General features: G+C 73.9%; 10 protein-coding genes. 6 read left to right on the top strand and 4 right to left on the bottom strand.

Features of this window, described 5'->3' with window-relative positions; all coding sequences use genetic code 11:
* Positions 1 to 116: 116 nt before the first annotated feature.
* The 6 genes from BUB75_RS46450 (at position 117) to BUB75_RS25160 (ending at position 8,197) form a co-directional block, all read left to right on the top strand.
* Positions 117 to 1,073 (top strand): PDDEXK family nuclease, encoded by a 957-nt coding sequence (locus BUB75_RS46450; protein WP_178379977.1) that lies wholly within the window; start codon positions 117 to 119, stop codon positions 1,071 to 1,073.
* Positions 1,074 to 1,150: 77 nt separating this feature from the next.
* Complete coding sequence (locus BUB75_RS25180) at positions 1,151 to 2,326, top strand: exonuclease SbcCD subunit D (protein WP_073260597.1); 1,176 nt, start codon at positions 1,151 to 1,153, stop codon at positions 2,324 to 2,326.
* A gap of 10 nt (positions 2,327 to 2,336) precedes the next feature.
* Entirely contained in the window at positions 2,337 to 5,816 is a 3,480-nt protein-coding gene (locus BUB75_RS25175; RefSeq protein WP_073260296.1) for an AAA family ATPase, read from the top strand.
* Positions 5,813 to 6,760 (top strand): hypothetical protein, encoded by a 948-nt coding sequence (locus BUB75_RS25170; RefSeq protein WP_073260295.1) that lies wholly within the window; start codon positions 5,813 to 5,815, stop codon positions 6,758 to 6,760. The genes BUB75_RS25175 and BUB75_RS25170 overlap by 4 nt, the downstream gene beginning before the upstream one ends.
* A 75-nt stretch (positions 6,761 to 6,835) precedes the next feature.
* Positions 6,836 to 7,201 (top strand): hypothetical protein, encoded by a 366-nt coding sequence (locus tag BUB75_RS25165; RefSeq protein ID WP_073260294.1) that lies wholly within the window; start codon positions 6,836 to 6,838, stop codon positions 7,199 to 7,201.
* The gene (locus BUB75_RS25160; RefSeq protein WP_073260293.1) at positions 7,202 to 8,197 is read left to right on the top strand and encodes a 2-dehydropantoate 2-reductase; all 996 of its coding nucleotides are present in this window, start codon (positions 7,202 to 7,204) and stop codon (positions 8,195 to 8,197) included.
* Positions 8,198 to 8,242: 45 nt separating this feature from the next.
* Here BUB75_RS25160 and BUB75_RS25155 read toward each other — a convergent pair whose 3' ends face one another.
* From BUB75_RS25155 to BUB75_RS25140, 4 genes are all read right to left on the bottom strand, one after another.
* A complete protein-coding gene (locus tag BUB75_RS25155; RefSeq protein ID WP_073260292.1) occupies positions 8,243 to 9,061 on the bottom strand; it encodes an enoyl-CoA hydratase-related protein in 819 nt (272 codons plus the stop codon).
* A 74-nt stretch (positions 9,062 to 9,135) separates the two neighbouring features.
* Positions 9,136 to 10,767, bottom strand: a complete 1,632-nt coding sequence (gene abc-f, locus BUB75_RS25150; RefSeq protein WP_073260291.1) for a ribosomal protection-like ABC-F family protein — start codon at positions 10,765 to 10,767, stop codon at positions 9,136 to 9,138.
* A 185-nt stretch (positions 10,768 to 10,952) separates the two neighbouring features.
* The gene (locus BUB75_RS25145; protein ID WP_073260290.1) at positions 10,953 to 12,116 is read right to left on the bottom strand and encodes a glycosyltransferase; all 1,164 of its coding nucleotides are present in this window, start codon (positions 12,114 to 12,116) and stop codon (positions 10,953 to 10,955) included.
* A gap of 10 nt (positions 12,117 to 12,126) precedes the next feature.
* A complete protein-coding gene (locus BUB75_RS25140) occupies positions 12,127 to 13,494 on the bottom strand; it encodes a PucR family transcriptional regulator (RefSeq protein WP_073260289.1) in 1,368 nt (455 codons plus the stop codon).
* Between the last annotated feature and the right edge of the window lie 133 nt (positions 13,495 to 13,627).

Below are 13,627 nucleotides of genomic sequence, written 5' to 3'. Positions count from 1 at the left end.
GGGAGCGGACCCGTTTGCGCGCGTCATAGCTAGCCCGAACGGGTCCGCTTCCGGCGGTGATCCACAGATCACTCGCGGGCCCCCGTGCGGCGGGCGGGTGCGGGCACGGTGGTCGGGTGGACGAGCCGATGGCCTGGGAGGAGCTGCTCCGGCGCCAGCAGGGCGCGGTGTCGCGTGGTCAGCTGATCGGGCGTGGCTTCAGCCGCGGTGACATCGCCGCGCATCTCGCCGCCGGGCGGTGGCGGTGCCCGATCCCTGGTATCTATGTCACTTTCACCGGGCCGTTGCCGGTGCTGACCAGGTACTGGGTCGCGCTTCTGCACGCGGGTACTGGTGCCGTGCTGAGCCATACGACTGCCGGGGCGATCTGGCGTCTGCTGCCCGACCGGGGCGAGCCGGTGATCCACCTGACGATCCCCCGGCCCCGGAACGTGCGATCGAGGCGTGGCCTGGTCGTCCATCGCACCCGGATCCAGGTGGTGCCGGTCGGTTCGCCGCCGTGTACCGGGGTCGCGCGGACGGCCATCGATGTCTGTGTGGAGGCTACGGATCCGGCGGGCGTGGCGGCCGTGCTCGGCCGGGTGGCTCAGCAGTACCACTCGGTTCTGGAGGAGGTGCGGGAACTGGCTCTCGGCTATCCGACGATGCCTCGCCGCGCGGAGTTCCTCGCGGTGCTGGACGACGTCAGCGGGGGCGCCCATTCGGCGTTGGAGTGGCACTACCTCGTTGACGTCGAACGGGCCCACGGCCTTCCGTCCGGCACACGGCAGCGTCCCGTGGGTGGTACGCGGCAGGATGTCCACCTCGATGAGTACCGGACGACGATCGAGCTCGACGGGCGGGTCGTGCATCAGCGTGTTCCCGCGGCATGGCGGGACATGATCCGGGACAACGCCGCCGCGCGTCGCGGAGAAACGACCCTTCGATACGGCTGGCAGGACGTCCGGTGGCGTCCGTGCGCGATAGCCGCCGAGGTCGCAGCCATCCTCCGCGCTCGTGGCTGGACCGGCGCACCAACCGCGTGCGGGCCTGGCTGTCCGCTCGGGCCGTTGGAGTGGACCCGTTCGGGCTAGCTATGACGCGCCGGAAGGGGTCCGCCCCGGACGCGGTGGGCACGTTCTGTCGCAGGAGTGAGCTAGCGTTCTGTGCCGTGAAGTTCCTGCACACCTCCGACTGGCATGTGGGCAAGGTCCTCAAGGGCCGTAACCGCCTCGACGAGCAGCGTGCGGTGCTCCGCGAGATCGTCACTCTCGCGCGAACACACCAGGTCGACGCGGTGTTGGTCGCCGGTGACCTCTACGACTCGGCGGCTCCCTCGGCCGAGGCGCAGGAACTCGTCGTCCGGGCGTTGATGGCGCTGCGCGACACCGGCGCCGAGGTCGTCGCGATCGCAGGCAACCACGACCACCCGCGGACGTTCGACGCCTACCGGCCGCTGATGAACGTCGCGGGCATCACGATGGTGGGCAGCGTCCGCACCGCCGAGAGCGGGGGTGTCGTCACGTTCACCGCGCCGCACACCGGGGAGCCGGTCCGGGTCGCGGTGCTGCCGTTCCTGTCCCAGCGGCACGCGATCCGCGCCGCGGAACTCGTCGCGAACACACCCGCCGAGAACAGCGCGGGTTACGACCAGCTGATCCGTGACCTGCTCACGACGCTCACCGCAGGGTTCGCGGACGACGCGGTCAACCTCGTCACCGCACACCTCACGGTCACCGGCGGCGCGCTGGGCGGCGGTGAACGGGCCGCCCAGTCGATCTTCGAGTACCACGTGCCCGCCGGTGCGTTTCCCGCCGACGCCCACTACGTCGCGCTCGGCCACCTGCACCGGCGGCAGACGCTGCCCGCGGCCTGCCCGGTGGTCTACTCCGGCGCTCCGCTGGCGGTCGACTTCGGTGAGCAGGACAACACGCCGACGGTCTGCCTGGTCGAGGCCACACCGTCCACTCCGGCCCGGGTCACCGACCTGCCGCTGACCAGCGCGCGCAGGCTTCGCACGATCTCCGGCACGGTCGCCGAGCTGGGCGAACACGCTGCCGAGTACGCGGACGCCTACCTGCGGGTGATCATCCGCGAACCGGCTCGCGCCGGTCTGCGGGAGGAGGTCCAGGCGGTGCTTCCCGGCGCGCTGGAGGTGCGGATCGACCCGGAGTTCGCGGCCCCGCTGCAGATAGCCCGGCCGGATCGGACCCAGGGAAAGAACGGACCGGCGGAGCTGTTCGCCGAGTTCTGCGCCGAGCGCGCGGTCGTCGACGACCGGGTCCAGGCGCTGTTCGGCCGGTTGCACGACGACGTGACGACGACCACCGACGCGCCGGCGCACTAAGGGGGACGACATGCGACCGGTACTCCTGGACATGGCCGGGTTCGGTTCGTTCCGCGAGCCGACCACCGTCGACTTCGCCGAGGCCGACTACTTCGCGCTGGTCGGTCCCACCGGCGCGGGCAAGTCCACGGTCATCGACGCGATCACGTTCGCGCTGTTCGGCAGCGTCCCGCGCTGGGACGACAAGCGGAAGGTCGCGCTGGCGCTGGCGCCGACCGCGACGCGCGGCACGGTCCGGCTGCTGTTCGACGTCGGGCCGGAGCGGTACGTCGTCGTCCGGGAGTTGCGGCGGGCGGCGTCCGGCTCGGTCACCGTGAAGAACGTCCGGCTGGAGCGGCTGGCCGACCCGGCCGCGCTCGGCGACCTGGAGGACGACACCGACCTGGTCGCCGCCGACAAGGAAGTCACCCCGGCCGTCGAGCGTCTCCTCGGCCTGACGTTCGAGCACTTCTGCACGTGTGTCGTGCTGCCGCAGGGCGACTTCGCCGAGTTCCTGCACGCCCGGGCGGGTGACCGGCAGAAGATCCTGGTCAAGCTTCTCGGGCTGGAGGTCTACGACCAGATCGCGAGGGCCGCGAACACCGAGGCCGCCCGCGAGCGGCAGAACGCCGAACTGCTCGCCGAACAGCTCGGCCGGTACGACGACGCCACCGATGACGCACTGGCCGCGGCCGAGGCGCGGGTCGCCGCGCTGGTCGACGCCGAAGCGCAGGTGGCCACCGCACTCCCGGAGCTGGCCGCGGCCGCTCAGCAGGCCCGCACCGCCCGGGAGACCGTGGCCCGCCTGTCCGCCGAACGGGAGCGGCTGGCCGCGGTGGAGGTCCCGGCGAGCCTGGGTGAGCTCGACGCCGCGCTCCGGTCGGCGCGCGGGGTGGCGGCGAAGGTCGGTGAAGCGCTGGCGGACGCGGAGACCGCGGATTCGGCGGCGCGGGCAGCGGTGGCGGCGGCCCCGGAGCGCGGCCCGCTGGAGCACGCGCGGCGCGCCCGGGCGGAGCTGGACGCGCTGGTGGAGGGGCGGCCCGCGCTGGTGGAGCGCCAGGCGGAGGCGGCCGAGGCGCTGAGCAACGCCGAGGCCAGGGTGGTCGCCGCCGAGCAGGTCGTGGAGCAGGCGCGCACCGCGCAGCTCGAGGCGGTGTCCGCGGCCGACGCTGCCGGGAGTGCGGTGGTGCGTCTGCGGGCGGAGCGGGCCCGGTTGGAGTCGGTGACGGTACCGGCGGCGGTGGGGGAGCTGGACTCGCGGCTGCGGTCGGCGCGGGAGGCGGCGGCGCGTGCCGGGTCGGTGCTGGCCGAGGCGGAGGCCGCGGACTCGGCGGCTCGCGCGGCGGTGGCGGCTGCTCCGCCGCGGGGACCGGTGGAGTCGGCGCGGCGCGCGCGGGTCGAGCTGGACGCGGTAGCGGGCGGCCGCCCGGCGCTGGTCGAACGCCGGACGGCCGCGGCGGCAGCGCTGGACGACGCCGAGCGGGACGTCCGCCGGGCGCAGGACGCGCTGGAGCAGGCCCGGTCGGAGCGCGACGCCGAGGCGCGCACCCGCACCGCGGCGGTGCTGCGTCCGCACCTGGTGGCGGGGGAGCCTTGCCCGGTCTGTGCGCAGTCGGTGGCGACGCTGCCGCCGCCGCTCGACGACCAGCACGGCGCGGCCGACGCCGACCGGCGCGTCACCGAAGCCCAGCGCGCCGCCGACGCGGCGGTGGCCGGCCGGAGCGCGTCCACGGACGTGCTTCGGTCCGCCGAGGCCGCGCTGGCCACTGCGGACGAGGCGATCGACCGTCTCCAGACGGTGCTCGCCGACCCGGCCCTCCACGAGACCGTCCGCCGCGGCCCCGCGGCGTCACGCGGCAAGCGCCCGCCGACCCGCCGCAGCCGCGCGGCGGCCCCCGCCGCCGACGGCGACCTCGCGGAGGCCCGCGACGGCGGCGACCGAGCGCCGGCCGCCGCGGCCGCGGGCAACAGCGGCGACCTTCTGGGGCTCGAGGAGATCGACCGGTGGCTCACGGCCCGGGACGCGCTCGACGCCGCCGCCCGCGCCGCCGACGCCGCGCTCATGGCCGCCAGGGCCGCCCGCGCGGACGCCGACCGCGACGCCGCCAAGGTCGACGCCGAGGCGAGCGGCGTTCGCTCCGCACTCCGCGAGGCTCGTGACGCGCTGGCTCCGCTCGGCGCACCGGCCGGCCTGGTCGAGGACGTCGCGGCCGGCTGGGCGGCGCTGGCCGGCTGGGCGGCGTCCGCGGCGGAGGAGCGCAGAAGCCAGCTCACCGACGCGGAAAAGAGCGCCGAGGCAGCCGACGAGCGTCAGGCCGAGGCCGAACACGCGCTGACGGTCGCCGGGGAGCGGCTCACCGCCGCCCGCCGCGCGCACACCGAGGCCGCCCGCGCCGAACAGCGTGCCGCCGCCGAGCTGGCCGCCGCCGACCGCACCGCGCAGACGCTCACCGCCCAGCTGGGCGACGCGCCGGACGCCGCCGCGCTCGCCGCGACGCTGGCCGAGCTCGACGCGCTCGAGCGGGCCGCCCGCGACGCCGACCAGCAGCTGCGGGCCGCTCGGAACGCGCTGACCGCCGCGCAGCGCGCCGAGAAGGCCGCGTACGAGGAGGTCGCGACGACGGTCCGCGGGCTGACCGCGGTCCGCGAGCCGCTCGTGTCGCTCGGCGCTCCGGCGATCCCCTCCGACGACCCGGTGGGTGGCTGGCGGGCGTTCGCCGAGTGGGCAGTCGCGGCGGCGGCCACCCGCACCGAGCAGCTCGCCGCCGCCGACGAGGCGGTCCACGCCGCCGACCGGCTTCTCGCCGGCCGGGAACACGACCTCGCCGAGTCGCTCGACGCGCTCGCGGTGCCGGTTCCGCCCGACAGACCGCTGGCCGAGACCGCCGCGCCCGCGCTCGCCACGACCCTCGCCGAGGCCCGCGCCGCCGAGCGGCGCCTCGCCGAACGGCGCCGGGAAGCTGCCGAGCTGGCCGAGCGGCGGAAAGCGGCGGACGAGGCTCAACACGTGGCCCGGCAGCTCGGCCAGCTGCTCCGGTCCGACGCGTTCCCGCGCTGGCTGGTGGCGTCCGCGCTCGACCTGCTGGTGGCCGAGGCGTCCGCGACGCTGAACGAGCTGTCCGGCGGTCAGTTCGCGCTCACCCACGAGGCCGGTGAGTTCGTCATCGTCGACCACGCCGACGCCGACAGCAGGCGGCCGGTCAAGACGCTCTCCGGTGGCGAGACCTTCCAGGCGAGCCTGGCGCTGGCGCTCGCGCTCTCGGCCCACCTCTCGACAATGGCGGCGTCCGGAGCCGCCCGGCTCGACGCGATCTTCCTCGACGAGGGCTTCGGCACGCTCGACGAGGCGACGCTGGAGGTGGTCGCCGCGACGCTGGAGAACTTGGCGGCCGGTGGCGACCGGATGGTGGGGCTGGTCACGCACGTCGCCGCGCTCGCCGAGCGGGTGCCGGTACGGTTCGAGGTCAGCCGCGATCAGCGCACGTCCGTGGTGACGAAGGTGATGCAATGAGGTTCTCCGTCGACGCCTGGGACCCCGGTTACGGCACCAGCACCGAGGACGACGCGTCTCGGACCAAGTCGAGCGCCCGGGTCGACCTCGACGTCGAGCGGGACCCTGCCGACTGGAAGCCGATCGAGCCGAGCCCGGTGGAAGCGCCCTCCGCGGTGCTGTTCGTCGACGGCGTCCGGCGCATCGATGCCCAGCTCTGGGTGCACAACGGGCCGACGGCCTCGCTGGCGATTTGTGCCTCCTACGCCGCCGGTGTCGTCTGCTGCACCGCTTCCGGCGCGACGGTGCCGACCGTCCAAGTACGCCGCGGAGTGTTCACGGCGGCCGACGAGGCAACGGAGGTCACCACCGCTGCGGGTGTTTACGCGCTGCACAAGGTGCGGCGGGACGACGCGGACGCGTTGAGCCTCGGCGTCCAGAACCAGCTCGCGGACGTCGAGGTGGAAGCCGCCCGCCGGGCGCGCGACGGGCTCAGCGAGGCCGCGACCGGCGCCGACCTGCTGGTGGTCGACGGACCGTTGCGGGGGCGGCAGCACCTGCCCCGGGCGATCGGTTTCATCAAGACCCACCGCGCGGAATACCTGCCGGCCCAGCTCAACGGCGTGGTGGCGCGGCTGGAGGCGGCGCACCGGTCACCGGTGTTCCGGATGGGCACCTCCTGGCACCGGTACGCCTGGTACCTGCGGCTACCGGGCGCGGCCGGCGCTCCGTGGGCGGGCGTCGTCCGGGTGGAGTGCGCGGCCGAGATGACCGCGGCCGACGCGGTCGCGCTCGCGAACCTGAGCCAGGAGACGCTCTGCCGGTACGCGTCGGTGGAGTTCAAGGACTCCCGGGCACCCCAGAACCTGTTCCCGATCGCCGGGCTGGAGCGCGCACTCCGTCGTCGCCTCGGTGACCCCAAGCTGCTCTACCGCGCGCTGCGAGCCGCTGCCCGGCCGCGATAACCGCGCGGATCAGGACGCCGTACCGATACCGTTGTACCTAGCAGCCGGTTTCGTTCCTCGACTGAATGGACTCCTGTGCCGACGTTCCGCGTGACGCGCTACGTGCTCTCCTACGGCGCGGTCAAGACCGCTGGTGAGCGGCCGTTCCCCTGGCACTCGATCATCCTCGTCTTCGACCCGGACGGACGTCCGCCGGTGGCCGACGCGGTGGTGCTGTTCACCCCCAGCAACAGCCTGGGCAACCTGGGCACCCCCAACCGGCTGACGGCCTACCTCCCGGTCGAGGACTTCGACACCTATCACCGAATCCTGCAGACCGAGAGCCCGGTCTTCGCGGAGTGGACCGAGGACAACGGCGGTCGGCTCACCAGCTTCTACCTGAAAACCCAGGAGGAACCGGTCGGCGAGGGCCCGGTCGACCGCTCCGAAGGCCCCTCGTAGTTGCGTAACGTCTGCATCGTCGGCGCAGGCGCGGTCGGCGGCGTCCTGGGCGCCCGGCTGGCGGCGTCCGGCGTGCGGACCGCCGCGCTGGCCCGCGGCGCCACTCTGGACGCGCTGCGTACGCACGGCTGGCGCCTCCGCGAGGGCGCGGCCGGCGAGATCGTGACTGCGCCGGCCGTCGTGAGCGACGACCCGGCCGAGCTCGGTGTGCAGGACCTGGTGGTGCTCTCCGTCAAAGCCACTGCCCTTGTGGACGCCGTCCGCGCGCTGCCTCCGCTGCTCGGGCCGCACACCACGGTGCTCACCGCGATGAACGGTGTGCCCTGGTGGTTCTTCGCGGCGGGCGCCGGTGTTCCGGCGGAGCTGCGGGGGCTACGGCTGCGGGCGGTGGATCCGGACGGGTCGGTGGCGGCGGCCGTGCCTGCCGACCGGGTGCTCGGCGGCGTCGTCCACTACAGCGCGTCGGTCGTCGAACCGGGATTCGCGGCTCGCAACGCCGGGCGTGAGCTGATCATCGGCGAGCCGGACGGCAGCCGCTCGGACCGGGCCACCGAGGTGACCGCGCTGCTCACCGCGGCCGGATTCGCCACGACGCTGTCCGACCGGATCCAGGCCGACGTCTGGTACAAGCTCTGGGGCAACATGACGATGAACCCCGTCTCGGTGCTGACCGGAGCGACCAGCGATCTGATCCTCGACGACCCGCTCGTGCACGAGTTCTGCGTCGCGGTGATGCGGGAGGCCGCGGAGGTCGGTGACCGGATCGGCTGTCACATCGACGAGACGCCCGCCGATCGGATGGTCGTCACGCGCAAGCTCGGTGCGATGACCACGTCGATGCTGCAGGACGCCCGGTCGGGGCGCCCGATCGAACTGGACGCGCTGGTCGGCGCCGTCCGCGAGATCGCCGCCGCCGTAGGTGTCGCGACGCCCCACACCGACGCCCTCCATGGCCTCGCCCGCTTGAACGGGCGCACGCGCGGTCTTTATCCCTGAATTACGGACTTGGAGCCGGCGAGGGCGTCGTTCTCGGCGGGCCGCTCACTCAGGCACTGCCCAGTGCGGGAGGCGGTTCTCCAGCAGGGCCGCGATACCCTCGTTGGCCTCGGCGGACAGGCTGAGCCGCGCCCACGACTTCACCATCTCCGGTCCGTGTTCGATCAGCTGCGCGCGGATCGGCCGGGTGAGCATCTCCTTGGTGGCCGCCAGCGCCCCCGGCGACCCGGCCAGCAGGCTCGCGACCGCGAAGTCCACGGCCGCGTCCAGCATCTCGTCGTCGACGACCTGGCTGACCAGGCCGATCTCCTCGGCGATCCCGGCGTCGATCGTCACCCCGGTGAGGTACGCCCGCGCCGCCGCCCGGGGCGCGATCCGCGGCAGCGTGGTCAGCGAGGCGAGCGCGGGCGCCAGGCCGATGCGGGTCTCGGTGAAGCCGTAGGTCGCGCTCCGCTCGGAGATCACCAGGTCGCTGGCGCCGATCAGCGCGAGCCCGGCCGCCACCGCCTCGCCGTGCACCCGGGTGACGATCGGCTTCGGCAGCTCCACCATCGTGCGCAGCAGCGTCAGCAGAGCCTCGGCGCACACGGCCGGGTCGTGGTCGCCGGGCTCGGTCAGCTCGGTGAAGTCCGCGCCGGCGCAGAAAACCTCACCCTCCGATACGAGCACGACGACCCGGACCTCGTTGTCCTCGGCGGCGGTGGTCATCGCGTCGATCAGGCCGGTGACCACCGGCAGCGAGAGCGCGTTGCGGTTGGCCGGGGAGTCCAGCATGACGACGGCGACCGCGCCGTCCAAGCGGGTCCGCACCAGGGGCCGGCCCGCGTCGGCGGGTGCCGACGCTCCTCTGGTCGATTCCTCCATATCTCCCACAATTGCACATTTGGTACGCCCGGTATGTGAGCGATGGGCCGTAGCGCGCCGGTGTCGCGCACGCGTCAGACCGGGAGTGGCGGCGCCGCTTCGGCGAGCGTGCCGTCGGCCAGCCGCAACCAGCGGTTGATCCCGAGCGCACGGAGGAACGTCTCGTCGTGGCTGACCACGATGAACGCGCCCTCGTACGCTTCCAGGGCGTTCTCCAGCTGCCCGACGCTCACCAGGTCGAGGTTGTTCGTCGGCTCGTCCAGGAGCAACAACTGCGGCGCCGGTTCGGCGTAGAGCACGCACGCCAGCGTGGCCCGGAGCCGCTCACCGCCGGAGAGCACGCCCACCGGCAGGTGCGCCCGCGCGCCCCGGAACAGGAACCGGGCCAGCAACGTCAACCGCTCGGCCTCCGGTCGCGCCGGTGCGAACGCGGCGAAGTTCTCCGCCACGGTCCGGTCGAGGTCCAGCAGGTCGAGACGCTGGGACAGGTAGGCGACGCGGCCCGCCGCGTGCCGGAGCACCCCGCTGACCGGTGTGGCGTCCCCGGCGATCAGCCGCAGCAGCGTGGACTTGCCGACGCCGTTCGGACCGGTCAGCGCGACCCGTTCCGGTCCACGCACGGTCAGGTCGACGCCGTCGCCGGCGAACAGCGTGCGGTCGCCGAGCCGTACCTGCATGTGTTCTCCGCTGAACACCGTTCGCCCGGCGGGAACCCGGGTGTCCGGCAGGTCGAGCACGATCGTCGCCTCGTCCCGCAGGGCCCGCTCGGCCTCGTCCAGGCGCGTCTTGGCGTCGCCGAGCCGGGCGGAGTGCGTCTCGTTCGCCTTCGCCGCCGACTCCTGCGCGTCGCGCTTGAACTTCCCGGCGACGATCTTCGGCAACCCGGCGTTCTTCAGGTTGCGCGCCGCGTTGCTCGACCGGCGTGCCGCCCGTTCCTTGGCGAGCTGGGCCTCCCGCTTCTCGCGTTTGACCTCCTGCTCGGCGCTGCGGACGTTCTTCTCCGCGACCTCCTGCTCGGCCCGGACGGCGTCCTCGTACGCGGTGAAGTTGCCACCGTAGAAGCGCATCTGCCCACGCTCGAGCTCGGCGATCCGGTCCATCCGGTCGAGCAGGGCCCGGTCGTGGCTGACCACCAGCGTGCAGCCCCGCCAGTCGTCGAGAACCCGGTAGAGCGCCTGCCGGGCGTCCAGGTCGAGGTTGTTCGTGGGTTCGTCGAGCAGCAGGACGTCCGGCTGCTCCAGCAGCCGGGCCGCGACGCCGAGCGAGATCACCTCGCCGCCGCTGAGCGTGTCCAGGCGCCGGTCGAACGCGAGCCCGCCGAGCCCCAGCCGGTCGAGCTGGGCGCGCGTGCGCTCCTCGACGTCCCAGTCGTCGCCGATCGTGGCCAGCACCGCGTCGCTGGCGTCGCCGGCCTCCAGCGCGTCCAGCGCCCGGATGACCGGTGCGATGCCGAGCACGTCGGCCACCGACAGGTCACCGGCCAGCGGCAGCGTCTGCGGGAGGTAACCGACCCGGCCCTCCGCCGAGATGCTGCCGCCGGTCGGCCGGTACTCGCCCGCGATGAGCTTGAGCAGCGTGCTCTTCCCGGCGCCGTTCGGCGCGACCAGGCCGGTGCGGCCCTCGCCGACGGTGAACGACAGGCCGCTGAACACGAGGGTGCCGTCCGGCCAGGAGAACGACAGGTCGGAACAGGTGACAAAAGACATGTGAGCCCTCGGAGTGGAAACGTGGGCATGCCGGGGGCAGCCCAGCGGTGGAACGGGGGAACGACGACAGCGGCCACGGCGCAGCGTGCGCGTAGCCGACTCACATTCCGGGCTCACCCGGAGATGTCGTCGTCACCTGCCACGTTCGTCTCCCTCACGAGGTGTTCGAATACGACCGTAACAGGTCAACGCGCGAGGCGATCGATCCCTTCCAGGACGGCGCCGGCCCCGTCCTCCGCGGCCAGCACGGCCGCGAGACGAGCGGTGTTGGCCCGGTACTGCGGGTCGCCGATGGCCGCACGGACGGCGTCCACCAGGCGGTTTGCAGTTGCTGAGCGCAGGCGGAGCGCCCCGGGCGCGACCCCCAGTTGCACGGACCTGCGGGCCCACAGGTGCTGGTCGGCCTGGATCGGCACCGGGACCACCGGCACACCGGCCCGGAGCGCCGCAGCGGTGGTTCCGGCCCCGCCGTGGTGCACGACCGCGGCCACGTGCGGGAACAGGCGCGCATGCGGGACGTCGCCGAGCGGCAGGACGCCCTCGTCGGCCGGCGCGGGTCCCTGTGCCACGACGCGGAAGCCGTGGCGGCGTAACTCCTGGACGGCCAGTGCGGCGAACCGCCGTGCGCGCGGACCGTCCCCGAGGCTGCCCAGCCCGACATAGACGGGTGGGTCTCCCGCGGCCAGGAACTCGACCAGCGACGCGGGCGGACGCCAGTCGACCGGCGGCTCCGGCCACCAGTAGCCGACGACGCGGAGGTCCGGGTGCCAGTCCGGAGGCGGTGGCAGCACCGCCGGGCTGAACCCGTAGTACACCGCGTCGGGCGGGCGGTGCGAGCCGCCCAGGTGGGCGCGGGCGGCCGGAGCCGAGAACCCGTCGAGAACCGTTCGGACGACGTGCGCGGCGACACGGTTGCCGAGCCCGCCGAACGTCCGGGCGGCCGTGATCGGTGGGGGGAACGCGCGCGTCGGGTGCGCCGGCTGCAGGTACGCGCCGAGCACGGGGACGCCGAGCCGGGCGCCGAGGCGGCCGACCAGCGGCGCGGTGGCGCTGCCGGCCACCAGCACGTCGACGCCGGGCCGGGCGGCGTCCGCCAGCGCCGCGGCGAGCCGGTCGAGGTACCGGACGATCTCCGGCACGGCGCGGACCGAGAGCGCGGCGGCGTTCAGGAGCGTCTGCGGATCGCCGGGCAGGGCGTGGAACGCGCATCCGGTGCCGGTGACCAGCGTCTCGAAAGGACGGTGGGTGGCGATCGTCACCGCGTGGCCGGCCGCCCGCAGCCGGGCGGCCAGCCCTGTATAGGGCGCGACGTCACCTCGCGACCCGACCGTGACGATCAGCACCCGCACGTCCGAAGTATCAGGGGTCGGCGCGCTCGTTCCGCCAGGATTCGGGTCGGCCGCTCGAACCGGCGACGGCGAGGCGGACGCGCTCCCTGGGGTGTGTTCCCGCGCGGCGCGCCGCGATCGCCGTGGGCTGCGCGCCCCGTATCCGGTCGCGGCGGAGCGTGGCGAGGTAGATCGAGACCTGGTCGGCGGCGCGGCTCAGGTCGAGGCCGAGCCGCTCCTCGATCCGGCCCAGCCGGTAGAGCAGCGTGTTGCGGTGGATGTGGAGCGTGGCAGCGGTCGTCGTCCGATCGAAGCCGAACGCGACCAGCGCGTGCAGCGTCGCCTGCAGCTCGGCCGGGAGCGGGTCGTAGATCCGCGCGGTCAGCGCGTCGCTGACCTCCGGGCACAGTTCGACCAGCACCTCCGGGGCGAAGTCCGCGAGCCCGATCGGCCCGGTGCGGCCGCGCCGTACCGCGACGTCGATCACGACGTGCAGGTCACGGCAGGCGGCCGCGAGCCGACCGCGGGACGCTCCGGTGCCCACCGCCACCGCGACGCCGTCGGCCTCGGTGAGCCAGTCCAGTTGCGAGGGCGCACCGCAGATCCCGTCGATGCGCTCGCCCTCGCTGAACGCGAGCATCCCGCCGGCGGCGGTCAGCTCCGCGGCCAGGCGGGCGTGCTCGGCGGCACCGGCGCCCCGCCGCGCGGCCGCGAACGGGAGGTAGGGGCCGGTCGTGGAGAGGCCGATGTCCTCGGCCAGCTCGACCAGGTCGGGGGTGAGCGCCGCGGCGCCGTCGATCGCGTCGAACAGGCGCCGGAACCGCCGCTCACGCTCCGACCGCCGCAGGTCGCGGTCGTCGAGGCTGGCCTGGACGACCGCGGCCGTCATCAGGTTGACGTACGCCATCATCTCCTCGGTGACCGTGAGGACGGCCGCGAGGTCGTCCGGCCCGGCGGCCGACCGCACCGCGCGGCACGCGGCCTCGGACCCGATCCGGTACGAGTGCAGCAGCTCCTCGACCGGCGATTGGGACGCGGCGGCGGCCCGCAGCGCGAGCGCGCGCAGCTCGGAGCGGGTCGGCTGGGTGCCCGAAAGCAGCATCCGGGTGAACATCCGGACGTGGTCGCGGACCACCGGGGTGACCGCGGCCCAGCGCGGGTTTCCCTCCCGTTCGGACGCTGTGCCCTCGGCGTCGGCGGGACGGCCGGTGCTCTGGCCGGTGCTGTGGCTTGCGCTCTGGTCGGTGCCGTCGATGCCGCGGCCGGTGCTGTCGATGCCGCGGCTGGCGCGCAGCGCGCGGATCACCGCGATGGCGACCGCGTCCCGGTCGACGGCGTCGGTGAGGCGCCGCACCCGGGCGCGGTGGGTCAGCGGGGGAGGCTGGTCGGGGTCCGGCATGCGGCTCTCCAACGGTCGGGCCGTCCTGGACGGAGCGACCGCGGGAGCGAACGCGTCGAGCCACCGTCGCCAGGAAATGTGTGAGGATCAGCCTGCCGTGCCATTCGCTGATGGGACGGCCGGTGGGGACTGC

It is taken from the genome of Cryptosporangium aurantiacum (assembly GCF_900143005.1).
GTDB classification, from domain to species: Bacteria; Actinomycetota; Actinomycetes; order Mycobacteriales; family Cryptosporangiaceae; genus Cryptosporangium; species Cryptosporangium aurantiacum.
This window is presented reverse-complemented; position numbering and strand designations above follow the sequence as displayed.